At 60.4% G+C, this 23,908-nt stretch carries 23 protein-coding genes; 8 read left to right on the forward strand and 15 right to left on the reverse strand.

Annotated features, from left to right (window positions below; all coding sequences use genetic code 11):
* Window positions 1–44: 44 nt before the first annotated feature.
* Both typA and E9677_RS19885 read right to left on the reverse strand, forming a co-directional pair.
* Window positions 45–1,865, reverse strand: a complete 1,821-nt coding sequence (gene typA / locus E9677_RS19880; protein ID WP_136559804.1) for a translational GTPase TypA — start codon at window positions 1,863–1,865, stop codon at window positions 45–47.
* Between the two features lie 157 nt (window positions 1,866–2,022).
* Window positions 2,023–4,086, reverse strand: coding sequence for a M3 family metallopeptidase (locus tag E9677_RS19885; protein ID WP_136559805.1), 2,064 nt, complete (start codon window positions 4,084–4,086; stop codon window positions 2,023–2,025).
* Between the two features lie 189 nt (window positions 4,087–4,275).
* Between E9677_RS19885 and E9677_RS19890 the strand changes: the two genes are divergently transcribed.
* Both E9677_RS19890 and E9677_RS19895 read left to right on the forward strand, forming a co-directional pair.
* Window positions 4,276–4,710: a hypothetical protein gene (locus E9677_RS19890; protein WP_235883042.1), complete on the forward strand. Its 435-nt coding sequence runs from the start codon at window positions 4,276–4,278 to the stop codon at window positions 4,708–4,710.
* 116 nt (window positions 4,711–4,826) lie between these two features.
* Entirely contained in the window at window positions 4,827–6,017 is a 1,191-nt protein-coding gene (locus tag E9677_RS19895) for a multidrug effflux MFS transporter (RefSeq protein ID WP_136559806.1), read from the forward strand.
* Window positions 6,018–6,069: 52 nt separating this feature from the next.
* On the opposite strand, the gene E9677_RS19900 is transcribed toward E9677_RS19895, so the two are convergent.
* The 3 genes from E9677_RS19900 to E9677_RS19910 form a co-directional block, all read right to left on the reverse strand.
* Window positions 6,070–7,293, reverse strand: coding sequence for an argininosuccinate synthase (locus E9677_RS19900; RefSeq protein WP_136559807.1), 1,224 nt, complete (start codon window positions 7,291–7,293; stop codon window positions 6,070–6,072).
* A gap of 110 nt (window positions 7,294–7,403) precedes the next feature.
* Window positions 7,404–7,724 (reverse strand): type II toxin-antitoxin system RelE/ParE family toxin, encoded by a 321-nt coding sequence (locus tag E9677_RS25950; protein WP_136559808.1) that lies wholly within the window; start codon window positions 7,722–7,724, stop codon window positions 7,404–7,406.
* On the reverse strand, window positions 7,696–7,941 hold the full coding sequence (locus tag E9677_RS19910) for a type II toxin-antitoxin system ParD family antitoxin (protein WP_136559809.1): 246 nt from the start codon (window positions 7,939–7,941) through the stop codon (window positions 7,696–7,698). The genes E9677_RS25950 and E9677_RS19910 overlap by 29 nt, the downstream gene beginning before the upstream one ends.
* A gap of 100 nt (window positions 7,942–8,041) precedes the next feature.
* On the opposite strand from E9677_RS19910, the gene E9677_RS19915 reads away from it, so the two are divergent.
* Window positions 8,042–8,905, forward strand: a complete 864-nt coding sequence (locus tag E9677_RS19915; RefSeq protein ID WP_136559810.1) for an SDR family NAD(P)-dependent oxidoreductase — start codon at window positions 8,042–8,044, stop codon at window positions 8,903–8,905.
* A gap of 74 nt (window positions 8,906–8,979) precedes the next feature.
* Complete coding sequence (locus E9677_RS19920) at window positions 8,980–9,621, forward strand: LysE family translocator (protein WP_136559811.1); 642 nt, start codon at window positions 8,980–8,982, stop codon at window positions 9,619–9,621.
* A 32-nt stretch (window positions 9,622–9,653) separates the two neighbouring features.
* On the opposite strand, the gene rlmN is transcribed toward E9677_RS19920, so the two are convergent.
* From rlmN to E9677_RS19940, 4 genes are all read right to left on the reverse strand, one after another.
* Window positions 9,654–10,892: a 23S rRNA (adenine(2503)-C(2))-methyltransferase RlmN gene (gene rlmN / locus E9677_RS19925; RefSeq protein WP_136559812.1), complete on the reverse strand. Its 1,239-nt coding sequence runs from the start codon at window positions 10,890–10,892 to the stop codon at window positions 9,654–9,656.
* A gap of 237 nt (window positions 10,893–11,129) precedes the next feature.
* Complete coding sequence (locus E9677_RS19930) at window positions 11,130–11,633, reverse strand: invasion associated locus B family protein (protein ID WP_136560043.1); 504 nt, start codon at window positions 11,631–11,633, stop codon at window positions 11,130–11,132.
* A gap of 264 nt (window positions 11,634–11,897) precedes the next feature.
* Entirely contained in the window at window positions 11,898–12,278 is a 381-nt protein-coding gene (locus tag E9677_RS19935) for a YkvA family protein (protein ID WP_136559813.1), read from the reverse strand.
* A gap of 76 nt (window positions 12,279–12,354) precedes the next feature.
* Complete coding sequence (locus tag E9677_RS19940) at window positions 12,355–12,657, reverse strand: 4a-hydroxytetrahydrobiopterin dehydratase (protein ID WP_136559814.1); 303 nt, start codon at window positions 12,655–12,657, stop codon at window positions 12,355–12,357.
* A 26-nt stretch (window positions 12,658–12,683) separates the two neighbouring features.
* On the opposite strand from E9677_RS19940, the gene E9677_RS19945 reads away from it, so the two are divergent.
* Complete coding sequence (locus tag E9677_RS19945) at window positions 12,684–13,142, forward strand: low molecular weight protein-tyrosine-phosphatase (protein ID WP_136559815.1); 459 nt, start codon at window positions 12,684–12,686, stop codon at window positions 13,140–13,142.
* Here the strand turns inward: E9677_RS19945 and thpR are convergent.
* Window positions 13,091–13,684: an RNA 2',3'-cyclic phosphodiesterase gene (gene thpR / locus E9677_RS19950; RefSeq protein ID WP_136559816.1), complete on the reverse strand. Its 594-nt coding sequence runs from the start codon at window positions 13,682–13,684 to the stop codon at window positions 13,091–13,093. The two genes, E9677_RS19945 and thpR, sit on opposite strands and share 52 nt — an antisense overlap.
* 72 nt (window positions 13,685–13,756) lie before the next feature.
* The gene (locus tag E9677_RS19955; protein WP_136559817.1) at window positions 13,757–14,398 is read right to left on the reverse strand and encodes an arylesterase; all 642 of its coding nucleotides are present in this window, start codon (window positions 14,396–14,398) and stop codon (window positions 13,757–13,759) included.
* 72 nt (window positions 14,399–14,470) lie between these two features.
* Between E9677_RS19955 and E9677_RS19960 the strand changes: the two genes are divergently transcribed.
* From E9677_RS19960 to E9677_RS19970, 3 genes are all read left to right on the forward strand, one after another.
* Window positions 14,471–15,184: an ABC transporter ATP-binding protein gene (locus tag E9677_RS19960; RefSeq protein ID WP_136559818.1), complete on the forward strand. Its 714-nt coding sequence runs from the start codon at window positions 14,471–14,473 to the stop codon at window positions 15,182–15,184.
* Window positions 15,181–17,727: an ABC transporter permease gene (locus E9677_RS19965; RefSeq protein WP_136559819.1), complete on the forward strand. Its 2,547-nt coding sequence runs from the start codon at window positions 15,181–15,183 to the stop codon at window positions 17,725–17,727. The genes E9677_RS19960 and E9677_RS19965 overlap by 4 nt, the downstream gene beginning before the upstream one ends.
* A 176-nt stretch (window positions 17,728–17,903) precedes the next feature.
* Window positions 17,904–18,641, forward strand: coding sequence for a Bax inhibitor-1/YccA family protein (locus E9677_RS19970; RefSeq protein WP_136559820.1), 738 nt, complete (start codon window positions 17,904–17,906; stop codon window positions 18,639–18,641).
* A gap of 137 nt (window positions 18,642–18,778) precedes the next feature.
* Here E9677_RS19970 and E9677_RS19975 read toward each other — a convergent pair whose 3' ends face one another.
* The 4 genes from E9677_RS19975 to E9677_RS19990 all read right to left on the reverse strand — a co-directional run bounded on the left by E9677_RS19975 (window position 18,779) and on the right by E9677_RS19990 (window position 23,728).
* Window positions 18,779–19,351: a CarD family transcriptional regulator gene (locus tag E9677_RS19975; protein ID WP_136559821.1), complete on the reverse strand. Its 573-nt coding sequence runs from the start codon at window positions 19,349–19,351 to the stop codon at window positions 18,779–18,781.
* A 379-nt stretch (window positions 19,352–19,730) separates the two neighbouring features.
* Entirely contained in the window at window positions 19,731–20,069 is a 339-nt protein-coding gene (gene fdxA / locus E9677_RS19980) for a ferredoxin FdxA (RefSeq protein ID WP_136559822.1), read from the reverse strand.
* A gap of 192 nt (window positions 20,070–20,261) precedes the next feature.
* Complete coding sequence (locus tag E9677_RS19985; RefSeq protein WP_408014760.1) at window positions 20,262–20,675, reverse strand: RNA-binding S4 domain-containing protein; 414 nt, start codon at window positions 20,673–20,675, stop codon at window positions 20,262–20,264.
* On the reverse strand, window positions 20,672–23,728 hold the full coding sequence (locus tag E9677_RS19990; protein WP_136560044.1) for a helicase-related protein: 3,057 nt from the start codon (window positions 23,726–23,728) through the stop codon (window positions 20,672–20,674). Before E9677_RS19990 ends, E9677_RS19985 begins: the two co-directional genes overlap by 4 nt.
* Window positions 23,729–23,908: the final 180 nt, after the last annotated feature.

Raw genomic sequence — 23,908 nt, forward strand, 5'->3', positions numbered from 1 at the left:
AGACCGGGGTTTCAAAACGAGACATATTTTCAGAGACTTGCGCCTCAGATGGCGGCCTTGGCCTTGTCCATGCGCTTGCGGTCGTTCGCATCGAGGAACATCTTGCGCAGGCGGATCGACTTCGGCGTGACTTCCATCAGTTCGTCGTCCTGGATCCAGGACAGAGCGCGGTCGAGCGTCATGCGGATCGGCGGGGTCAGCTTGACGGCTTCGTCCTTGCCGGCCGAGCGGATGTTGGTCAGCTGCTTGCCCTTGAGAACGTTGACTTCGAGGTCGTTGTCACGCGTGTGAATGCCGATAATCATACCGGCATAGACCTTCTCGCCCGGCTCGATGATCATCGGGCCACGGTCTTCCAGGTTGAACATCGCATAAGCGACGGCTTCGCCGGACTGGTTCGAGAGAAGTACGCCGTTGACGCGACCGGTGATCGCACCCTTGTAAGGCTGGTAGTCGTGGAACAGGCGGTTCATGATCGCCGTGCCGCGCGTGTCGGTCAGAAGTTCCGACTGATAGCCGATCAGACCACGGGTCGGTGCGTAGAAGCGCAGACGGACGCGGCTGCCGCCGGACGGGCGAAGCTCGACCATCTCGGCCTTACGCTCGGACATCTTCTGGACCACGATGCCGGAATGCTCTTCGTCGACGTCGATCACGACTTCTTCGATCGGCTCCATGGTGGTGCCGCTCTCGTCCTTGTGCATGACGACGCGCGGACGCGAAACGGCAAGCTCGAAGCCTTCGCGACGCATGGTTTCGATCAGAACGGCCAGCTGCAATTCACCGCGGCCGGAGACGAAGAACGAGTCCTTGCCGTCGGATTCTTCGATCTTCAGCGCGACATTGCCTTCGGCTTCCTTGAACAGACGGTCGCGGATAACGCGGCTCGTGACCTTGTCACCTTCAGTGCCGGCCAGCGGGCTGTCGTTGACGAGGAAGGACATGGTGACCGTCGGCGGGTCGATCGGCTGTGCGGTCATGGCTTCGGTGACCGAAGGGTCGCAGAAGGTGTCAGCAACGGTGCCCTTGGAGAGGCCGGCGATGGCGACGATGTCACCAGCATGGGCTTCTTCGATCGGCTGACGCTCGATGCCACGGAACGCGAGGATCTTGGAGATACGACCGGTTTCGACGGTCTTGCCGTCCTGGCCGAGAACCTTGACGGCCTGGTTCGGCTTGATCGAGCCGGAGGCGATGCGGCCCGTGATGATACGGCCGAGGAAGGGGTTGGCTTCGAGAAGCGTACCGATCATGCGGAACGGGCCTTCTTCGACCTTGGGCTCCGGCACGTGTTCGAGAACCAGGTCGAGCAACGGGGCGAGACCCTGATCCTTCGGGCCTTCCGGGTTGACGTTCATCCAGCCATCGCGGCCAGAGCCGTAGAGGATCGGGAAGTCGAGCTGATCGTCGGTCGCGTCGAGATTGGCGAAGAGGTCGAAGACCTCGTTGATGACTTCTTCATGGCGGCCATCCGGACGGTCGATCTTGTTGATCGCGACGATCGGACGAAGACCGACCTTCAGCGCCTTGCCGACGACGAACTTGGTCTGCGGCATCGGGCCTTCGGAGGAGTCGACCAGAACGATCGCGCCGTCCACCATCGACAGGATACGCTCGACTTCACCACCGAAGTCGGCGTGGCCGGGCGTGTCGACGATGTTGATGCGGTGACCCTTCCACTCGATCGAGGTCGCCTTGGCCAGGATCGTGATGCCACGTTCCTTTTCGAGGTCGTTCGAATCCATCATGCGCTCGGCGGTGCGCTGGTTCTCACGGAAAGAACCCGACTGCTTCAGAAGCTCGTCCACAAGGGTCGTTTTTCCATGGTCGACGTGCGCGATAATCGCGATGTTGCGCATTTTCATGTTTGTGATCTCTGATAGCTGGGGCGCAATACGGGAGAGTGGCGCCGATTTACTTTGGCGCGCTCATAGCTTGTTTTTTGCATTTGCGAAAGGGGGAAACGCCCGATGCGCCGGCGATGGTTACCGCCGGCGTCGCATTTTGTGGGTCCAGCAGCCCTTAAGCCGCAAGCCCTTTCTTCTTCAGCATGGCCTCCGGGCTCGGCATCTTGCCCCGGAATGCCTTGTAGGCCTCCTCCGGATCGATCGATCCGCCGGACGCATAGATATGGGTCTTGAGCTTGAGGGCCGTCTCCGGATCGAAGGGATTGCCGGTTTCCTCGAAGGCGGCAAAGGCATCGGCGTCGAGCACTTCCGACCACATGTAGGAATAGTAGCCGGCCGAATAGCCGTCACCGGAGAACACATGCTGGAAGTGCGGCGTGGCGTGGCGCATGACGATAGAGGCAGGCATGCCGATCTTTTCCAGCACCTCAGCCTGCACGGCGATCGGGTCTTCGACGGGCCCCTGCGTATGGAAGGCCATGTCTACCAGCGCGGACGAGGTGAACTCCACCGTATTGAAGCCGGCATTGAAAGTGCGCGCCGCAAGCACCTTGTCGAGCAGGGCCTGCGGCATCGGCTCGCCGGTCTGATAGTGGACCGCATAGGTCTTGAGGATTTCCGGCACGGTCAGCCAATGCTCATAAAGCTGCGAGGGCAGTTCGACGAAGTCGCGCGAGACGCCCGTACCTGACACGGAGGGATAGGTGACATTGGACAGCATGCCATGCGCAGCGTGGCCGAATTCGTGGAACAGCGTGCGGGCATCGTCGAGCGACAGCAGCGCCGGGCGGCCCGGTTCGGGCTTCGCAAAATTGCAGACATTGTAGATGATCGGCAATTCCCCCTGCCGGCCGTTCTTGAGCGGCAGGCGATGCTGCGCCTGGAAACTGCTCATCCAGGCACCGGAGCGCTTGGACGGACGCGCAAAATAATCGCCGAGGAAAAGGGCGACCAACACATCGTTGCGGTCGCGGATTTCGAAGACGCGCACGTCCGGATGATAGCCCACAACATTGGTGAGCGGCACGGCGCGGATACCGAAGATGCGGCCCGCAACATCGAAGCAGGCCTCGATGACCTTCTCCAGTTGCAGATAGGGCTTCAGCTCCGCTTCCGAAAAATTGAACTTCTGCGCCCGGAGCTTCTCGGCATAGTGGCGCCAGTCCCAGGGGGCGACCGCGTGATTTTTGCCTTCGTCGGCAATCAGAGCTGCAAGTTCCGCCTCTTCGGCGCGTGCTTGCGAGACGGCCTTCTCCCACACCTGCATCAGAAGCCCGTTCACCGCTTCGGGTGTTTTGGCCATCGTGTTGTCGAGCTTCAAGGACGCAAAGTCCTTGTAGCCAAGCAGCTTCGCCTTCTCCGCCCGAAGTGCGAGCGTCTCCTTGACGATCGCCCGATTGTCGGTTTCGCCGCCGTTGATACCGCGCGAGGTCCAGGCCTTGAAGGCGGTCTCACGCAGGTCGCGGCGCTCGGAGAACGTCAGGAACGGCTCGATGATCGAGCGGGACAGTGTGACCACGTGGGCGTGCCCGGCGCCATGCGCGGCAGCGGCCGAGGCCATCGTATCGCGCAGGAACGGAGGGATGCCGGCGAGATCCTCTTCGCCGGACAGCGGCAGGATCCAGGAGGATTCGTCGGCGAGCACGTTCTGGCCGAAACTGGCGCCAAGGCTCGCAAGCCGCTCGTTGATGGCGGCCAGCCGCTCCTGCTCGGCCTTCGGCAGCTTGGCGCCCGCCTTGACGAAGCCCTTCCAGTGGCGTTCGAGAACTCGCGTTTCTTCGACCGTCAGCCCGAGATCGGCACGGTGTGTCCAGAGATCGTCGATGCGAGCAAACAGCTCAGCGTTCATGCCGATCTTCGAATAATGGCGCGACATCTTGGGCGCGATCTCGCGTTCCAGCGCCTGGATGCCCGGATTGGTGTGCGCGCCAGCGCGGTTCCAGAACAGCGCAGACACGCGCGACAGCGCATCACCCGCCAGTTCGAGTGCGACGATGGTATTGGCGAAGGTTGCGGGCTCCGAATTGTCAGCGATCGCGTTGATCTCGGTATCATGCTCCTTCAAGGCTGCCTCGAAGGCCGGCGCATAATCTTCGTCACCGACTCTCTCGAATTGCGGCAGACCATGCGGGCCGCTCCAATCGATGACAGCGGGATTTAGTACGGACGACTCAGTCATTCAGAAACCTCCTTAGGCGCCGTTTGAGAGCAGCGGCGCACTGATTTGCCGCATGCTATCCCGACCGGATGAAGACGCGCACGCAAAAATCAGTGAAAAAGAACAGATTTTTCCGGCCCCTCATTCCCACATCATTGACGTACATTCGAATAGGCCCATAGATCGATGCATCCTATGAAAGGACGGTCCATGGCCATGGAAATCTTTCCGATCCAGCCGGTAGGCGTATCGACGCTCCGCGTCAAAGAAAGCAATCCCCAAACAGACGTTCGACTCTCCGACCTGGAGCCGAAGAAGGTTCTAAACCGCGATACGGAAGTCTTCGAGGAGGCCTTGTCCGTCTTCGCCAGCATGACGCCGCGGCGGCTGCGCGAAATCGCCAGCGAGAGCTTCCAGCGCGACGAGATCGACGAAAACACCTATCGCGAACTGTCGACCGAACTTCCATTGCAGATGGTCGACCGGAACGGAAACGTCACCGATCTGTCGACGCTCACCGACGACTCGCAATTTGATTATGCCGAGTATTACAGGACACAGCACTCTCTGGCCGAAATGATCGGTGACATGGACGTGGCGGACTCCTATTCGAAGGTCCTCGACTTCTTCACTCGCAGCACCTGACCGAGCAGAACGACGACTTCTCTCATTTCGGGACTCGATCCAGACCCGCATTCGCTCTAAGTCCTGACGGGCGTCGTGCGAACGGCGGCACTCTGTGAGTTCCTGAGCGAGTATTCATGACACAAATGCGCATGAGCGAGCGCCGCACCACGTTTCTCGGTGCCTTCCTGACGACGCTCGGCCCCATATCCATGGCGATCTACACGCCGGCAATGCCCGAACTCGTGCGCGCCTTCGACACGACGGACGCCGCCATCAAGCTCAGTCTCTCGATGTTCTTCGCGGGCTTCGCCCTCGCCCAGCTGGTCGCCGGACCGCTTGCCGATGCGCTCGGTCGCAAGAAGGCGACGCTGATCTTTCTGGCGATCTATCTGGCCGGTTCGCTTCTGGCGTTCGTGGCGCCGAGCGTCGAATTCATCCTGGCTGCACGCCTTGTGCAGGGCATCGGTGCATCCGTTGGCGTCGTCGTCGGACGCGCGATCGTTCGAGACCTCTACACCGGCGCGGATGCCTCCCGCATTCTCAATACCATCGGCATCTTCCTCGCAGTCGGCCCGGCCATGGGGCCAACGCTGGGGGGCCTGACGCTCGCCGCTTTCGGCTGGAATGCTGTGTTTCTGCTGATGGTCGCCTTCGGCCTGATGGCCATGGCCTTCACGCTGTTGCTGCTCCGGGAAACCATCGTTCCGGACATGGGTCGTCTGCGACCCAGCCAGTTGTGGCGCAGCTATATCGAAGTCGCCGGCAATGGCCGCTTCCTCGCCGCCTCCCTGGTGCTCAGCGGCACCATCGGCGCCCTCTACGCTCAGTCGACCATGCTCCCCTTTGTTTTGATCAACGAGGTCGGCCTGACACCCACCCAGTTTGGCTTGGGCATGCTGATGCAATCAGGGGCCTATTTGACGGGATCGCTCACGCTGAAACTCGTCTCTCGCCGGATTTCCGGTCTCACGGCGTCGAGGCTCGGTATCACACTCTGCGGCTCGGGTGCCATCGCGATGGCATTGTCGGTCGCCTTCGTACCGCCCTTCTTCCTGTCGGTCATGGGACCGGTAGCGGTCTGCACCTTCGGGCTCGCTTTCTTGAGCCCTCATGTCGTGACGATGAGCATGGCCCCCTTCCCGCATATCGCGGGGTCAGCGTCTGCCCTGACAGGCTTCCTGCAGATGAGTGCAGGCTTCGCAGGCGGGGTCGCAGCAGCCTCGATCGGCGATCCGCTCACCGCCTTCGGCATCATCATTCCCTTCATGGAACTGAGCGCCGTCGCCGGCTTCCTCTGGCTCAGACACCTCGAACGACGGGCATGAAAAAGCCCGCCTTCCATGTGGAAGACGGGCGATCTTGAATGATGATGTTGGTTTACTTGCCGAGATTGCGCTTGGCGAGGGTCCGCAGGCGAAGCGCGTTCAGCTTGATGAAGCCTGCGGCATCCTTCTGGTCATAGGCGCCCTGGTCGTCTTCGAAGGTGACGAGCTGGTCGGAATAGAGCGACTTCGACGATTCACGGCCGATGACCATGACATTGCCCTTGTAGAGCTTCAGCGTCACTTCGCCTTCGACATGCTCCTGGCTCTTGTCGATCAGCGCCTGCAGCATCTCGCGCTCCGGCGAGAACCAGAAGCCGTAATAGATGAGCTCCGCATAACGCGGCATGATCTCGTCCTTGAGGTGGGCGGCACCCCGGTCGAGCGTGATCGATTCGATTGCGCGGTGTGCCGAAAGCAGGATCGTGCCACCGGGGGTCTCGTAGACGCCGCGCGACTTCATGCCGACGAAGCGGTTTTCGACGAGGTCGAGACGGCCGATACCGTTGTCGCGACCGTAGTTGTTGAGTTCGGCCAGCAGCGTCGCCGGGCTCATGCGAACGCCGTTGATCGAGACAGCATCACCCTTTTCGAAGCCGACCTTGATCGTCGTGGCCTTGTCGGGGGCGGCTTCCGGCGAAATGGTGCGCATATGCACGTATTCCGGCGCCTCGACGGACGGATCTTCGAGAACCTTGCCCTCGGAGGAGGAGTGCAACAGATTGGCGTCAACAGAGAAAGGCGCCTCGCCCTTTTTGTCCTTGGCGACAGGGATCTGGTTCTGCTCGGCAAAGGCGAGCAGATCGGTGCGGCTCTTGAAGGCCCAGTCGCGCCACGGGGCGATGATCTTGATGTCGGGGTTCAGTGCATAGGCCGAAAGTTCGAAGCGAACCTGGTCATTGCCCTTGCCGGTAGCGCCATGGGCGATGGCATCGGCGCCGGTCTTCTTGGCGATATCGATCAGATGCTTGGAGATCAGCGGACGGGCAATCGAGGTGCCGAGCAGGTACACGCCTTCATAGACGGCGTTGGCGCGGAACATCGGAAAGACGAAGTCGCGGACGAATTCTTCGCGCACGTCCTCAATGAAGATCTCCTTGATGCCCAGCATCTCGGCCTTCTTGCGCGCCGGTTCAAGCTCTTCGCCCTGGCCGAGATCGGCGGTGAAGGTGACGACCTCAGCACCGAGTTCGGTCTGCAGCCATTTCAGGATGATGGAGGTGTCGAGGCCGCCGGAATAGGCGAGGACGACTTTCTTCACGTCTTTGGGGAGTGCCATGTGATGCGTTCCGTCTGGAAGGAGCGAGGCTCAGACCCCGCCTGGATCAAGAATGGCGGCACTTTTAGCGAGATTCCTCTGGCGTGCAAGGGCATGTGGACGTGCGAGCGTCAGAGATGACGGCCGATATTCATCCGTTGGTGAAGGATGCGGATGACCTCGACGGCGTTCTTACGCCGAGCATAGATTATGAAATGCGACCCACAAGATAGACTGAGATATCCGGTTTTGAAGCCAATGAGCGGTTTACCCTCTCTGCTACCGTTCGCCAAGTCATGGAGTGCAGCCACGATTTGCGAATAATATCTATCGGCTTGGTCCTTAGACCATCGTTCCCACGAGTAACACCAAATTCCTTCAAGATCTTTCCGCGCCAGCGGCGAGAGCTTGTAGGTCGCCACATCAATCACTGTATTTCCGATGGATTTCATCCAGGAACTGAACTGGATCAAACGGCTGCGGTTCGCCGGAGGCCTCCCCCTCCTCGATGGCGGCGCGGATGGCGGCAAGGCCGTCTATCTCATCGCGCAATAATGCAAGGGCTGCCTCGATGACCTCAGCTTCCGAGGCATAATCTCCGGCAGAAATCTTAGCTTCCATGAACTCGGCCAGCTCTCCGGAAACAGTAACGGTCGTAACCTTGTTCATCGCAGCATGCCTCCATCGAGCGCTGTCACGTTGACGATGCTGGTTCAGGATACCATATCGCCACCAGCGAAAACACCACAGGTTCTAAAGGAGTTTGCCCATGACGATCCAGCATCCGGCACTTATGAAGGGTCATGTCGCCGTCGTCACCGGTGCCGCATCGGGGATCGGCCTCGCCGCGGCCAAGGCATTTGCCGGCATGGGTCTTTGCATTGTGCTTGTCGATCTCGAAGGTGACCGCTTGGCAGCGGCTGCTGCCGAAGTCATGTCTCTGGCGCCCGGCGGTGATGCCGATGTCGTCGCAATCGGCACTGACGTCTCGAAACTGGACGAGTTGGAAGCGCTGGAGCGCGCCGTCATCCAGCGTTTCGGACGCGTACATGTGCTGATGAACAATGCCGGCATCCAGCCGGGCAGCGCGCTCTTCGGGCCGCAGGCAAACTGGGAGAACGTACTCGGCGTCAACCTGATGGCCGTCATCAACGGCACCCGCACCTTCGGCCCGGGCATGGTCGCCCACAAGGATGCGGCCCTCATCATCAACACAGGCTCCAAGCAGGGCATCACGACGCCCCCGGGTGATCCGGCCTACAATGTCTCGAAGGCCGGCGTGAAGGCCTTCACCGAAGCGCTTCAGCACGAGCTGCGCAACACGCCGGACTGCAATGTCACCGCTCACCTGCTGATCCCCGGTTTCGTCTTCACGGGTCTGACGGCGAATGGCCGCACCGAAAAGCCGGCCGGCGCCTGGACACCGGAGGAAACGGTCGAGTTCATGCTGGAAAGCCTTGTCAGAGGGGACTTCTACATCCTCTGCCCGGATAACGATGTGAACCGCGCACTGGACGAAAAGCGGATCGCCTGGGCCGCCGGCGACATCATCGAAAATCGCCCGCCGCTTTCGCGCTGGCATCCGGACTATGCCGACGCTTTCAAGACCTACCTGTCGATCCCCAGAGGCTGATTGGCAAGGTCGGCGAAGGCCGTTATGGATTGATCACCCGCAGGTCGCGGGTGCTTCGTCATACGGTGACATCAATGGATTTTATCCCGAGCCTTCCCGTCTTTCTTGCCTTCAGCCTGGCGCTACTCCTCCTTGCCATCACCCCCGGTCCGGACATGACGCTCTGGATCAGCCGCTCGCTCCGAGATGGTCGCGCGATCGGCCTGATGACGCTCGCCGGAACGAGCTTCGGGATCTCGATCCACACCATGCTGGTCGCTTTCGGCATCTCGGCGCTGATCGTCGCCTCGCCGACGGCCTTCCTGCTGCTCAAGACGGGTGGCGCAGCCTATCTGCTCTGGCTGGCGCTCCAGGCTGTCAGGCACGGCTCGAATTTCGTCATCAAGGCGGATGGTGATGCGGTCGTCTCGAAGAAGGGCGCCTTCCTGAACGGGCTCTGGGTCAATCTCTTGAATCCCAAGGTCATCATCTTCTTCATGACCTTCCTGCCGCAATTCGTCACCGCCACCGACCCGAACGTGACGGGCAAGCTGATCTTCCTGGGTCTCTGGTCGATCATCCTGTCGCTGCCGATCGGCATCGGCATCGTCTATGGGGCGGATTTCATGTCGAGCTGGCTACAGGCGAACCGCAAGGTCCTGCGCGGCATCGACTACACCTTTGCCGGTGTCTTCTCGATCTTCGCGGTAAAGATCTTCATGACGCAGACCAAGTAAGTTCAATGGCGGGACAGCCGTCCCGCCGAAACTCAATCGTCGTCTTCGCCGTGATTGGCGATCATCATCGCTTCGAACGCTAGACGCTCGGTCTTGCGCATGCGCTCGGATTCCGACTTGAGCTGGCCACAGGCGGCGAGGATGTCGCGGCCGCGTGGTGTGCGGATCGGCGAGGCAAAACCGGCCTGGTTGATGAAGTCGGCGAACTTCTCGATCTGTGCCCAGTCGGAACACTGGTAATTGGTGCCCGGCCACGGGTTGAACGGGATGAGGTTGATCTTCGCCGGCACGCCCTTGAGCAGCTGGATAAGGCCCTTGGCATCTTCCAGACTGTCGTTGACGTCCTTCAGCATCACATATTCGAAGGTGATGCGCCGGGCATTCGACACGCCCGGATAGTTGCGACAGGCCTCGATCAGCTCCTTCAACGGATACTTTTTGTTGATCGGCACCAGCATGTCGCGCAGCTCGTCGCGCACGGCATGCAGGGAGATTGCCAGCATGACGCCGATCTCCTCGCCTGTCCGGTAGATCTCTGGCACCACGCCCGAGGTGGACAAGGTGACGCGACGCTTGGACAGCGAAAGGCCGTCGCCGTCGGTCGCGATGAGCAGGGCCTTTTTCACCTCTTCGAAATTGTAGAGAGGCTCGCCCATGCCCATCATGACGACGTTGGTGATCTTGCGGTCGCTCGACGGCATCATGGTGCCGACGGGAATTTCACGGTCGGGAAAATCGCCGAGACGGTCGCGTGCGAGCAGGAGCTGCGCAAGAATCTCTTCCGCGGTCAGGTTTCGCACGAGCTTCTGCGTGCCCGTATGGCAGAAGGAACAGGTCAGCGTGCAGCCGACCTGGCTCGAGATGCAGAGCGTTCCGCGACCCTCTTCCGGGATATAGACACTTTCAACCTCGACGGGACGGCCGGCCCCGCGCGGCGGAAAGCGCAACAGCCATTTGCGGGTGCCGTCGTTGGAGACCTGCTCTTCGACGATCTCGGGACGCGCGATGGTGAAATGCGTCTTCAGCATTCCGCGCATGTCCTTGGAGACATTGACCATGTGATCGAAGTCGGAGACGCCCCGCACGTAGAGCCAGTTCCAGATCTGCGCCACGCGCATCTTGATCTGCTTTTCCGGCACGCCCTTGTCGCGCAAAGCCTCACCCAGCTCGTCTCGATCCAAGCCGATCAGGCTTGGCTTTTCGACGAAAGCGGTGGGGCGAACCGGAGCCGCAGTCTGGCTACGCTCGGGGAGCGTCACTGAAACTGTCATCGTTTGAACCTCTGGACCATATGGAGAAGCTTGCTCGGATCGAGCGCGTCCCGGCTGGCGGGTGTGAATTCATGGATCATGGCGGACAGGGGGATCGAGCCCTATGCCCTATTTGCAGCGGCCAATAGCAGCTTTTTTGCCTTTCGTCACCCCGACTGCCTGCGAGGCGGCCATGCACAAATGAAAGGGGCCGGCAGATGCTGCCGGCCCCTTTCATCAATATCTGCCTTATCGGCCTCAGTTGCAGTTCTGGATCTTCTGCAGCGCTGCCGAAATGCCGGAAAGCGAATAGGTGTAGTTAGTGGCTGTGCCACGCGCCGACGTCGCCTTGACGGTCATGGTCGAGCCACCCTTCATCGCGGCCACGAGCGCCGGTTCTTCGGCTGCATTCTCGACCCAGGCTGAGCTGTCCTTGACGAACAAGACAAAGTTCTTGCTGTCGATTGTCACATTGACCTTGGAGTCGCCCTTCATCGGGTAACCCATCATGGCCTGCGGCTCATACGAGATGTTCTGGCCGGGACGCTGCGACACGACAAAGAAGATGTCGCCGTGATTGACGCTGGCCGGTTCCTTGGTCGTCGGAACAGAGAGCACGTAACAAACAGTGCCACCATTCGATTTGTAGGAATAGGCGCCCCAAGCCCTGAACTGCTCGATCCGCGTGGGCGATTGCGCGTTGGCGAGCCCGCTGCTCGCCAGGAGGATTGCCAGTGCGGTTACGCTACTTCTTACGAACATGTCTTCCTGCCGGTTGTTTCCATCCATCACCCGACCGTGCGGCCGGGCGCTCATCGTCAAAACCTGTGTTCAGTTTGACTTAATTTACCTTACCAAACGATGAACAACGCACGCCTTGATGTCACATTTGGCGTCGCCGTCTCGTGTGGCGCCCCGAAATCCGGCAAAAAGCGCTTCTCGGACCTCGACCTTGCGAACGATGTAGAAGGAAAGAAAAAGGCAAGAGTTGGGCTGCCCTGGAGACCACGGCAGCCATGTGAGGGATCAGGCCCTCAGTTCCTCGTCGCCGAGGACCGTGTCGGCGGCCTCGTAGTGGCGCTCCTTGATATGCCTGTTTATCAGAGCTATCGCCGTCGTCAGCACCGCAATGTCATCGGTGAAGCCCACAACCGCAAGCACGTCGGGGATCACATCGATCGGCAGGACGAAATAACCCAGAGCAGCAAGGAGGATACCCCTTACGCGGAAAGGCGTTTCGCGGTCCATCGCGCAATAATAGGCGGCAACCAGATCCCGCGAAAACGGGATCTGCCGGGCAGCTTTCTTGAAGGTTGGCCAGAAACGGCTGCGCACCTTCTCTTCCTGCTTTTTTTGCGTCTTCTCGTCGCCGGGAAGCAGGATCTCACCGATCTTCACATCATCCATAGCCCATCGATCCTTTCGTTCGGACCCGATCAATCATATGTGAATGCCGGCTTTGGAATTCAATCACCGCGCAATATCACCCGCCTCGGGAAGCGGCCATGTCCATGAGAACGGCAAGCTTGAAGTCCAGTTCCGTCACACCGCCGGCCGAATGCGTGGTCAGCGTCACATCGACCTTCTTGTAGACGTTGAACCATTCGGGATGATGATCGAGTTTCTCCGCCGCGAGCGCGCATTCGGTCATGAAGCCGAAGGCCTGACGGAAATCGCGAAAGGCAAACCGCTTCTCAATGGCGCCGCCTTCGCGCCCGATCGTCCAATCATTGAGCTCACTCAATCGAGCGGCAATGGACGCCGCATCCAGTTTCTCGTATTTCAAAGGCCTCACTCCTCCAGGATCCACCGATGCCGTTACCGTCGATACTTTTTGTCTGCCTGGGCAATATCTGCCGATCGCCATTGGCTGAAGGAATCTACCGCCACTTGACGGCGGCTGCCAGTGAAAAGCCCTTGATCGCCTCTGCCGGGATCGGTGGCTGGCATATCGGCAACCCGCCCGACCGGCGTTCGATCAAAGTGGCCGCCGCGAAAGGCATCGACATTTCACGTCAGCGCGCGCGACAGGTCCGCCCTGAGGATTTCCTTGAATTCGATCTGGTGGTTGCGATGGACGAGAGCAATCTCGCAACACTGGAAACCGTCATGCCCGCCGAAGCGACGGCTCGCCTGCACCTATTCGCCGATCTTGCTTTCGGCACCCGGCAGGACGTGCCGGACCCCTATTACGGTGAACCGGAGGACTTCGAAGCCGTCTACAGCATGCTCTTTTCGGGCTGCAGCGCGGTCGTGGCGAAATTCGAGTAGCCAACAGCCTCGCGGAGCGGGAAGACCTCTTCGGTCAGATAAGGGCCGCCGCCGACCGAGTCCCGGGAAGAGAGCAGCACGAAGCGTCCGACCCGGAACGGCATTGTCTGGAAATCGCCGCGTCCGCCGAGGTAATGCACGACGTCCTCAACCCGCGAAGCCTTCAGCCTTGCCAGGGTCACATGCGGGGTAAACTTGCGTGGATCCGGAGGAAGGCCGATGCGCTGGCAGATCCGTTCGATCTCGCCCTGCAGCGCGTAGAGTTCCGGCGCAGGTGATACACCCGCCCAGATGGAATGCGGCTTCTTGGAGCCGAAGGAGCCGATACCGTTCAATGTCAGGGAAAATTCGGGGCGATCGATGCGGTCGAGCCTGTCGACGACTTCGTCTGCCGTCCGTCCGTCCACATCACCGATGAAGCGAAGCGTGACGTGGTAGTTTTCCACGTCGATCCAGCGCGCTCCGGGGAGCCCGCCGCGCAGCAATGAGAGGCTCATGGCGGCGTTGCGTGGAATTTCGAGGGCAGTGAACAATCTCGGCATGGAGCGCTCCCCGAATCTTTTGCAGGTGCTCACAGCGAATCACGCAATGGCATGGGGCGCAAGCGTTTAATTCTATTGTCCCTTTATGCCCGCCACCCAAGATTCGGCGAGGGGCAACATACGCTCTGCCATGAGTTTCAGCCCCTCGGTGTTGGGATGCATGCCGTCGTCCAGCAAAAGGCTACGTTCGGTGATCACCCCATCGAGCACGAAGGGATAGAGCGGCAGATCGTATTTCTCGGCAAGGCGTGGATAGATCGCATTGAACTTCTGACCGTAATCGTCACCCATGTTCGGCGGAGCCAGCATGCCGACAAAGAAGATCGGAATATTGCGTTCTTTCAATCGCATGATGATCTGCTCGAGGTTTTTTTCTGTCTCCTCCGGCGCAATTCCACGCAGAGCGTCATTGGCCCCCAGTTCGAGGATGACGCCATCGGTACCATCTGGCACCGACCAATCGACGCGGGACAATCCACCCGAAGTCGTGTCGCCCGAGACGCCCGCATTTGTGATCACGACCTCATGCCCCTTGGCAGTGAGCTGCCTTTGAAGCTGGGCTGGCAACGCGTCCTCCTGAGGCAACTGATAGCCTGCCATCAGACTGTCTCCGAAACCGACGAGTTGCAAAGGCTCAGCCAATGCGATCCTGGGGCCGGCCAGTCCGGCGAGCAGGATCACGGCGAAATGAAGGAGCGCTGCTTTAAATGTCATGGTGGCTTCCCTAGATTGTCGGCAATGCCGCAGTGCGGCGAAGCATCATTTCCAGATATAGGATGGTCGAGTGTGAGAAACAGCATCATCGAACTGAAAAGCGCCGATCTCACGCTGGGCAATTCCGCAGCCTCCGTTCACGTTCTGAAGAGCATCGACCTTTCCATCGCGGAAGGCGAGGCCGTGGGGATCGTGGGGCCATCCGGCTCTGGCAAGTCGACGCTTCTGATGGTGCTGGCCGGGCTGGAACGCCTCGACAGCGGTGAGATCCACGTCCGTGACACACCACTGCATACACTGAGCGAAGATCGGCTTGCGGATTTCCGTGGCAAGAACATCGGCATCGTCTTCCAGTCCTTCCATCTGATCGCCAACATGACGGCGCTTGAAAACGTCGCCGTTCCGTTGGAGCTCGCTAACGTGAAGGGCGCTTTTGACATCGCTCGCAAGGAGCTGGAAGCCGTCGGGCTCGGGGAACGTCTAAGCCACTATCCTGGCCAGTTGTCCGGCGGCGAGCAGCAGCGCGTCGCGATCGCACGAGCTCTGGCGCCTTCGCCGGCTGTTCTCATCGCAGACGAACCCACCGGCAATCTCGATACGGAAACCGGCCGACAGATCGCCGATCTCCTGTTCAACAAGCAAAGCGAACGCGGCATGACGCTGATCCTGGTGACCCATGATCCGTCACTTGCCGCCCGCTGCACACGCCAGATCCGAGTTGCCTCCGGCCAGATCGCAGGCGACAGCCGAAACGAGCAGACTCGTCTCGCTTCGGTGTCCGCATGACATCCTTCGGTACACGCTTCTCCGTCGCCTTCCGCATTGCTCTGCGCGAATTGCGCGGCGGGTTGAAGGGTTTCTACATCTTCCTCGCCTGCATTGCGCTCGGGACAGGTGCAATCGCGGCGGTCAACTCCGTTTCCACGGCGATCACCGATGCCATCTCCTCGGAGGGCCGAACGCTCCTGGCAGGCGACATTCGCTTCGAGCTCGACAACCGAGAGGCAACGCCTGAAGAGCTCGCCTTTCTGGAGCGTTTCGGTGCAGTCTCTGTGACGACAAATCTACGCTCCATGGCCCGTCTCGCCGACGGCTCCGATCAGTCGCTGGTCGAGATAAAGGCGGTCGATGAGGCCTACCCTCTCTACGGCCGTCTCATCGCCGAGCCCGATCAGCCGCTTGCCGAACTGCTGGCTGCGAACGGTGGCGCCTATGGCGCAGTCGTCGCCCCGCTCCTTCTCGACCGCATGAATATCGAGGTCGGCGACGAATTGTTGGTCGGCAATGCCCGCTTTCGGATCAACGGCACTATTGTCACCGAGCCCGACTCGATCTCCGATGGCTTCGGTTTCGCACCGCGTTTCCTGACGAGCCGTGAGGGGCTGCTTTCAAGCGGTCTCGTGGCGACCGGAAGCCTCATCGAACACGCCTACAAGATCCGCTACACCGCGCCCGCTCCAACGGCTGAGTCGATCCGCGAGCGTGCCCAGGCGGAGTTCCCCACGGCCGGATGGTCCATTCGCGGCAGCGACCGCGCTGCCCCTGCTCTCACAGAGAATGTCGAACGCTTCTCGCAGTTTCTGACGCTCGTCGGTCTGACCGCTCTTGTCGTCGGCGGCGTCGGCGTCGCCAATGCGGTCCGCGCCTTCCTCGATTCAAAGCGGACGGTCATCGCGACGCTCAAATGCGTCGGCGCACCGGCCTCCGTCGTGGTGATGGTCTACCTGATTCAGATCACGCTGGTCGCATCGATCGGCATCCTGGCCGGCCTCGCGCTCGGCGTGATCGCGCCGCCGATCGTCGCAAACTACCTCTCTGGTATTCTACCGATTTCCGCCGAAGCGACCATCTACCCGCGCGCACTGCTTCTCGCCGCCGTTTTCGGCATCCTGGTTACCTTTGCCTTTGCGATCCTGCCGCTCGGACACGCAAGGAAAGTCCCCGCCACAGCGCTCTTCCGCGAACAGGGCTTCGAAGCTGCGGGCCTGCCATCCTGGCCCTATCTGCTCGCTATGGCGCTGGCGCTCGGCGCGCTTGCAGCGCTGGCCATCTTCACATCCGAACAGCAGCGGATCGCGACAATCTTCCTGGCGGCCATGGCTGCGGGCTTCGTGCTGCTGCGCGTGGTGGCCATGGGCATCGCCTGGCTCGCAAAGCGCAGTCCTCCCATCCATTCGGCGGCCCTCCGGCTCGCAGTCGGCAACATTCATCGCCCAGGCGCCCTAACGCCGGCGGTCACCTTGTCGCTGGGTCTCGGCCTCAGCCTCCTCGTGGCGCTCGCGCTGATCGACGGAAACCTGCGGCGTGAATTGACCGGAAACCTGCCCGAGCGCGCCCCGAACTTCTTCTTCGTCGACATCCAGAGCGGAGAGATCGAAGGGTTCAGCACCCTGGTAGAAAGCATGGCGCCACAGGGCAAACTGATCGAGGTGCCGATGCTGCGCGGCCGCATCGTTGAGCTCAACGGCACCGACGTCGCCAAGGTCGAGGTGCCGCCGGAAGGACGTTGGGTGCTGCGCGGCGATCGAGGGCTCACCTATGCGCGCAACATTCCCGAAAACAGCACTGTCACCGAAGGCGAATGGTGGACGGATGACTATACGGGCGAGCCGCTGGTTTCCTTCGCGGAGGAGGAAGGCCGTGAACTGGGTCTGAAGATCGGCGATACGATCACGATCAACGTGCTCGGCCGCAACATCACGGCCAAGATCGCCAACTTCCGCACGGTGGAGTGGGAAAGCCTGTCGATGAACTTCGTCATGGTCTTCTCGCCCAACACTTTTGCCGGCGCGCCCCATGCCTGGCTGGCGACCCTGATCGACCAGGACGCGACGGCGGCCCAGGAGGCGTCAATCCTGCGCTCGGTCACCCAGCAATTCCCCACGATCACGACTGTGCGCGTCAAGGATGCGCTCGACATCGTCGATCGTCTGGTCGGGCAGCTGGCAACCGCGATCCGCGCGGCTGCAGCGATTGCTCTGATCGCTTCGGTCCTCGTGCTGTCGGGCGCGCTCGCGGCCGGCAACCGGGCACGCACGCATGATGCCGTCATCCTGAAGACGCTCGGGGCGACCCGCGCCATGCTGATCCGCGCCTTCACCTATGAATATATGCTGCTCGGCGCGGCGACGGCAGTCTTCGCCCTGATCGCTGGCGGCGGTATTGCGTGGTTCGTACTAACACAGATCATGAACCTGCCGTCGAACTTCCTGCCCGACGTGGCGCTGATGACGCTCGTCATCGCGCTGGTCGTCACGATCGGCATCGGTCTCGCCGGGACTTGGCGTATTTTGGGCCAGAAGGCAGCGCCGGTCTTGCGGGAACTGTGACCGCTGGGAGCGGCCCCTGGATCGGCCGCTCCGCATTACGGCAATTTAAGCTTGCGGCCCTTGTCGATGACACGGGAACCCCTCATATTGATATCACGCATGCTGGGCTTCGCAGCGGTGCGGGGGTCTTTTTCAAGGCTCTACCGTCCAACATCGAAGCTTTGAGAGAGGAAAACATGTCCGAACTTCGCAACTATCAGAGCCGTACGGGTCAGACCCAGTCGGCCACGATGATCGACGAAGGTCTGCGCGCCTATATGCTGAAGGTCTACAACCTGATGGCACTGGGCCTCGCCATCACCGGTATCGCAGCCTTCGCCACCTTTCAGATGGCCGTCTCGAATGGCGAGCTGACAGCCTTTGGCCAGGCCATTTTCCTGAGCCCGTTGAAGTGGGTGGTCATCCTGGCGCCGGTCGCCATGGTGTTCTTCCTGAGCTTCCGCATCCACAAGATGAGCGTCGCAGCCGCGCAGACGACCTTCTGGGTCTATGCTGCGATGATGGGCCTGTCGCTGTCGTCGATCTTCCTGATCTACACGGGCGCGAGCATCGTGCAGACCTTCTTCGTGACGGCCGCGTCCTTCGGTGCCCTGTCGCTCTACGGCTACACAACCAAGCGTAACCTCTCGGCGATGGGCTCGTTCCTGATGATGGGTCTCTTCGGCCTGATCATCGCGTCGCTGGTCAACCTGTTCATGGCCTCGTCGGCCCTCGACTTCGCGATCTCCGTGATCGGTGTCCTGATCTTCGCAGGCCTGACGGCTTACGACACCCAGGCGATCAAGGAGTCCTACCACGAAAGCCATTCGAGCGAGATGGCAGGTCGCAACGCCATCATGGGTGCGCTGCGTCTCTATCTCGACTTCATCAACCTCTTCCTGTTCATGCTGCGCTTCCTCGGAAATCGCAACTAACAGATAGAAGCAGGCTCTGGGAAACCCCGCTTCGGCGGGGTTTTTATTTGACAGCAGCTGAGCTCAGCTCAGCAGCAGACACAAAAAAACCTCCGGCTCTCACCGGAGGTTTTTTCATGACCAGGCGTTCAAGCAGCTTAAGCGGCTTCTTCCTGAGTATCGTCTTCCTCGATCGTCTTGCCGCGCTTGGGACCCTTGGCAAGGTTGACCTCGACAAGGCGAACGGCTTCCGTCTCGGACATCTTGTTCACAGCCGCGATTTCACGAGCCATACGGTCGAGCGCGGCTTCGTAGAGCTGGCGCTCGGAATAGGACTGCTCGGGCTGGTTTTCGGCGCGGTAGAGGTCGCGAACGACTTCGGCGATCGAGATCAGGTCACCGGAATTGATCTTGGCATCGTATTCCTGCGCACGACGCGACCACATGGTACGCTTCACGCGTGCCTTGCCTTGAACCACCTTCAGCGCACGCTCGACAAAATCGGTTTCGGACAGCTTGCGCATCCCGATGCTCACGGCCTTGGCGACCGGAACCTTCAGGCGCATCTTGTCCTTTTCGAAGTCGATGACGAAAAGCTCAAGCTTCATGCCAGCGACTTCTTGCTCATCGATGGCGGTGATGGTACCCACGCCATGGGCCGGGTATACGATCGACTCGCCGGTCTTGAAGCCGTGGCGTGCCGAGGAACTCTTTTTCTGCTGGGTCGTCATTCTATTCAAATACTCCCTGTTCTGCTCCCGGCGAGATGCCGGCGCCGGGTCGGTCAGGCCCGGATGAGACGACAAGACTGCGAAACTTGTCATCCTGGTCCAGTCCACCACGCAGTTAAACATCACTTGGTCGCGACAGAGACACGACACGAGCGGTGTCGCCGATGTCACAGAAATCGCGCGTTGGTGAAGTTGCTTTCGTGATGGTTCAGGGCATAGCTATGCCGCAAATTGGAACAGTTCAAAGAGGCTATCACAAAAAGACGAGGAAATCAATATTTTAGTGCAGTGCGCCACAATCGTGACGCACCCGACGGCGAATCCGTCACCGGATGACAAAATATTGGGCAGGATTTAGCCACCCTCCGGAATACGCCTGTCAGTCTCCAGAACCAGGATTTTCCGAGAAGAACTTCTCGAACTTGCCATCGACGCCGTCCATCTCCTTGGCTTCCGGCATGGGTTCCTTCTTCACTGTGATGTTCGGCCAGATCTTTGCATAATCGGCATTGATTTTCAGCCACTTGTCGAGGCCCGGCTCGGTATCCGGCTTGATCGCTTCCGCAGGACATTCCGGCTCGCACACGCCGCAGTCGATGCATTCATCCGGATGGATGACGAGGAAGTTCTCGCCCTCGTAGAAGCAATCGACGGGGCAGACCTCGACACAATCGGTATATTTGCAGCGAACGCAGTTGTCGGTGACGATATAGGTCATGCGGCACTCCAGGATGGACGTTCTCGAACGGCAGGAGAGATGCGAATATGGAACATTCGGTCAGGGCATGTACCCCGCTCGGATGGCTCGCGCCCCGCCGAAAATTTCTGTCGGACGGCATGTGAGCTAAAGCGGAATCCCTGACAAGGCAAGGATAAACGCCCTCAATTCTGGCGGCTTTGTAGAAATTTTCTAATCCGCCGACCAATCCGGCTCGCCGCGGAGATCATCGAGCGCGCGGCGCTCTTTCTTCGTCGGCCTCCCTGCCCCCGGAGCCCGAACGCCCGGCTCGGATGGACTGAAGGGCTTCTTTTCTGATGGAGGCGTCAGGTCCTCATAGAGGAGCTTCGCCTCCTCATAGGGGCCGCGTCTTTCGCCTGGAAGCTTCACCACCAGGATCAGATCGCGTTCGGGCATGGCGATCTCCAGCCTGTCACCAGGCTTGACCTGATAGCTCACCTGGCGGACCTTCTGCCCGTTGACGCTGACATGGCCCGCAGTCACACGGTCCTGCGCCAGGCTGCGTGATTTTGCCACACGGGCGAAGAACAGCCACTTGTCGATGCGCTGGCGCGAACCGCTTTGTGACTGCTTATCGTCCATTATTTTTTCAGCTGTTCCTTGAGAGCGGCGAGCTTGGCGAAGGGCGAATCCGGATCCATCGGCTTCTCCTTGCGTGGCGGCTTGGCCTCGAAGCGAGCCGGCTGCGACTTGTTGTTGTCACGCTCCGGACGCGGCCCGCGGTCCTTGCGATCACCCCGATCCTGGCGGTCGCCCTTGCCGGCGAACTTGCCACGATTATCATCCCGCCGCTCACCACCGCGATTGTCGGAGCGACGATCGTCGCGGCGACCTTCACCACGTTTCTCGCCTGCAGCGTCACCACCTTCACGTGGCGCCTGATTGCGCTGGCCTTGCGGACGGCGTTCCCCACCGGGACGACCGGTGCCACGCTGATTGTCGCTGCGGCCACCAGGACGCCACAGAAGAACGGGCTTCGGCTCGGTGACTTCGGCAGACGGTTCTGCCGCAACGGGAGCTTCTTCCGGTGCGGGCGCATCAGTTGCAAGCGGCTCTTCGGAGACAGCAGCAGCCGGCGCGTCGCTCTCGGCAGTCGCCTCGCCAGACTGGTCGGCATCATCGACGCTATCGTCATCGCCCTTCTCGGAAGCCACGGCCTCCGGAGCAGCCGCGCCGGTCTGGGCGCCGAGGAATGCGGCAGCCTCTTCAGCCGAAACGCTGTCGGCGCGGTAACCGAGACCCTTCAGAATTTCTTCCATATCGTCGGGCGTAGCGCCCAGAATGGAAAGCATGGCAGTCGTCGTCGTAAAGCGGCGGCCATCATAGGCACCATCAGGACGTGCCGGCGAACCCGGCTTCCACTGCAGCAGCGGACGGATCAGGTCGGCGAGACGCTCGAGAATGTCGATGCGCACTGCACGCTTGCCCAGAAAACGGAAGCCGGCGAGCTTGTAGAACATGCGCTCGAAGCTCGGATCCGTGACGACCGAGGTTCGGCCGGCAGCCAGCACGGGGATCAGGTCGCCGTAACCCGCCTTGTCGAGACCGTCATTCTTCAGCGCCCAGAGCAGCGTGATGAGTTCGGCCGGAGCCGGCTTCAACAGCGCCGGCATGAAGATGTGATAGGCGCCGAAGCGTACGCCATAGCGGCGCATGGACGCGCGGCCATCCTGATCGAGGGTCTTCACATCGTCTGCCACGTCGCGGCGGAAAAGTACCCCTAGGTTTTCAACGAGCTGGAAGGCGAGCCCCTTGGCCAGACCCTGCAAGTCTTCCGCACGCGAAAGGTCATCGAGCGGCTTCAGCACGGTCGAGATGTGATGATTGACGAAGCGCTCGACGCGGGCAGCGACATGGTCGCGCGCAATGCCGGTCAGTTGTTCGTCAGCGAGCAGGATCACACGCGGATGCAGGATGTGATCCGTACCGACGAGGCGGGCAACCGGATCACCGAGCCAACGCACGAGGCCGTCAGAGCTGATGGCGAGGTCGTTGTTTCCGGAAGCATGAAGTCGCGCGGCACGCGCCTCGAATTCCAGCGCCAACGCCTTGTAGGCAGCAGCCTGGACGGCCTTCGCATCCGAACCTTCCATGCCGGAAATCGGCGTAAACCGGAAACCGGAGAGTTGTCCCATGGCATGGCCTTCCACGAAGACATCGCCGTTTACACTGATTTCAGCTTCCAACATCGCATTCTCTCTCAAGCGCTTCATGAGCACAGATGTCCTGCGATCAACAAAGCGTTTCGTCAACCGTTCATGTAACGCATCGGACAATCGGTCTTCGATTTCCCGCGTCTTTTCTTGCCAGTGTGTCGGATCGGCAAGCCAGCCCGGCCGGTTCGACACATAGGTCCACGTTCTTATCTGCGCAATCCGCGCCGAAAGCGTATCGATCTCGCCGTCGATCCGGTCTGCCCGGCGCACCTGTTCGCCGAGGAAATCCTCGTTGACGGTGCCGCGCCGCACCAGATCGAAATAGAGGCTCTGAATCAGGTCTGCATGCTGTGCAGGCGTAATGCGCCGATAGTCGGGCAGCGCACAGGCTTCCCAGAGTTTTTCCACGCGTTCGGGCCGGTCGGTGATGTCGGAAATCTCAGGATAGCGCGACAGATACTCTAGCGCCTGCTGGTCGGTCGCCGGCAGGGCGCGGGTCAGCCCTTCGACACGCGGTACCGCATCAAGGCTTCGCTGCAGACCGGCAATCGACGAGAAATCGAACTTCTCCGTCCGCCATTGCAGAACCTTGACCTGATCGAACTGATGCGTTTCGAGCCGTTCCACCAACTCGTCGTCGAACGGATCGACGCGACCCGTCACGCCGAACGTGCCATCCCTGATGTGTCGACCGGCACGACCGGCGATCTGGCCGAGTTCGCCCGGATTGAGGTTGCGGAACTGGTAGCCATCGAACTTGCGGTCCTGGGCGAAGGCGACATGGTCGACATCGAGGTTGAGGCCCATCCCGATCGCATCGGTCGCGACGAGATATTCGACGTCGCCTTCCTGGTAGAGGCCCACTTGGGCATTGCGGGTCCGCGGGCTGAGCGCGCCGAGAACGACGGCCGCACCGCCGCGCTGGCGGCGGATCAGCTCTGCGATCGCATAGACTTCGTCGGCGGAGAAGGCGACGATGGCGGTACGCTGTGGCAGGCGGGTGATCTTTTTCTGGCCGGCGTAAAAGAGCTGGGAGAGACGGGGGCGCTCGACGATGGTGATCCCCGGCAAAAGCTGGATCAGGATCGACTTCATCGTTGCCGACCCGAGAAGCAGCGTTTCCTCGCAGCCTCTCAGGTGAAGCAGGCGGTCGGTAAAGATGTGGCCGCGTTCGAGATCGCCGGCCAGCTGGATTTCATCGATCGCGACAAAGGCCGCTTTCGTCTCGCGCGGCATTGCCTCGACGGTGCAGACGGAAAACCGGGCGTTGGGAGGGCTGATCTTCTCTTCGCCGGTGACCAGCGCGACATTCTGCGCGCCGACGCGCTCGACGACACGTGTATAGACTTCGCGGGCAAGCAGTCTCAGCGGCAAGCCAATGATGCCGGATCCGTGCGCAACCATGCGTTCGATCGCAAAATGGGTTTTGCCGGTATTGGTTGGCCCCAGCACAGCACTCACGCCGCGGCCACTCAGGATCATGGGTTGCGTATTCAAAGACCGCTCCGCTTGCCGGGACCGCGCGTCGTCCGCTCTCCGGCGCCCTTGGCCAACAGATGGAGACGAACCGGGGCAAAGGCAAGGCGCTTGTCGCAATCACCCCAGAATTCCGTGCAAACCCTTGATCAGAATCAGTTTTTGGATTCGGGAACACTCTGGGAA

The organism is Peteryoungia rhizophila (assembly GCF_004912145.1).
Lineage (GTDB): Bacteria > Pseudomonadota > Alphaproteobacteria > Rhizobiales > Rhizobiaceae > Allorhizobium > Allorhizobium rhizophilum.

Excerpts from the sequence above, each read along its gene's own strand:
- typA (WP_136559804.1), bottom strand. The coding sequence starts at position 1,865 with ATGAAAATGCGCAACATCGCGATTATCGCGCACGTCGACCATGGAAAA.
- E9677_RS19885 (WP_136559805.1), bottom strand. The coding sequence starts at position 4,086 with ATGACTGAGTCGTCCGTACTAAATCCCGCTGTCATCGATTGGAGCGGC.
- E9677_RS19890 (WP_235883042.1), top strand. The coding sequence starts at position 4,276 with ATGGCCATGGAAATCTTTCCGATCCAGCCGGTAGGCGTATCGACGCTC.
- E9677_RS19895 (WP_136559806.1), top strand. The coding sequence starts at position 4,827 with ATGACACAAATGCGCATGAGCGAGCGCCGCACCACGTTTCTCGGTGCC.
- E9677_RS19900 (WP_136559807.1), bottom strand. The coding sequence starts at position 7,293 with ATGGCACTCCCCAAAGACGTGAAGAAAGTCGTCCTCGCCTATTCCGGC.
- E9677_RS25950 (WP_136559808.1), bottom strand. The coding sequence starts at position 7,724 with ATGAAATCCATCGGAAATACAGTGATTGATGTGGCGACCTACAAGCTC.
- E9677_RS19910 (WP_136559809.1), bottom strand. The coding sequence starts at position 7,941 with ATGAACAAGGTTACGACCGTTACTGTTTCCGGAGAGCTGGCCGAGTTC.
- E9677_RS19915 (WP_136559810.1), top strand. The coding sequence starts at position 8,042 with ATGACGATCCAGCATCCGGCACTTATGAAGGGTCATGTCGCCGTCGTC.
- E9677_RS19920 (WP_136559811.1), top strand. The coding sequence starts at position 8,980 with ATGGATTTTATCCCGAGCCTTCCCGTCTTTCTTGCCTTCAGCCTGGCG.
- rlmN (WP_136559812.1), bottom strand. The coding sequence starts at position 10,892 with ATGACAGTTTCAGTGACGCTCCCCGAGCGTAGCCAGACTGCGGCTCCG.
- E9677_RS19930 (WP_136560043.1), bottom strand. The coding sequence starts at position 11,633 with ATGTTCGTAAGAAGTAGCGTAACCGCACTGGCAATCCTCCTGGCGAGC.
- E9677_RS19935 (WP_136559813.1), bottom strand. The coding sequence starts at position 12,278 with ATGGATGATGTGAAGATCGGTGAGATCCTGCTTCCCGGCGACGAGAAG.
- E9677_RS19945 (WP_136559815.1), top strand. The coding sequence starts at position 12,684 with ATGCCGTTACCGTCGATACTTTTTGTCTGCCTGGGCAATATCTGCCGA.
- thpR (WP_136559816.1), bottom strand. The coding sequence starts at position 13,684 with ATGCCGAGATTGTTCACTGCCCTCGAAATTCCACGCAACGCCGCCATG.
- E9677_RS19955 (WP_136559817.1), bottom strand. The coding sequence starts at position 14,398 with ATGACATTTAAAGCAGCGCTCCTTCATTTCGCCGTGATCCTGCTCGCC.
- E9677_RS19965 (WP_136559819.1), top strand. The coding sequence starts at position 15,181 with ATGACATCCTTCGGTACACGCTTCTCCGTCGCCTTCCGCATTGCTCTG.
- E9677_RS19970 (WP_136559820.1), top strand. The coding sequence starts at position 17,904 with ATGTCCGAACTTCGCAACTATCAGAGCCGTACGGGTCAGACCCAGTCG.
- E9677_RS19975 (WP_136559821.1), bottom strand. The coding sequence starts at position 19,351 with ATGACGACCCAGCAGAAAAAGAGTTCCTCGGCACGCCACGGCTTCAAG.
- fdxA (WP_136559822.1), bottom strand. The coding sequence starts at position 20,069 with ATGACCTATATCGTCACCGACAACTGCGTTCGCTGCAAATATACCGAT.
- E9677_RS19990 (WP_136560044.1), bottom strand. The coding sequence starts at position 23,728 with ATGATCCTGAGTGGCCGCGGCGTGAGTGCTGTGCTGGGGCCAACCAAT.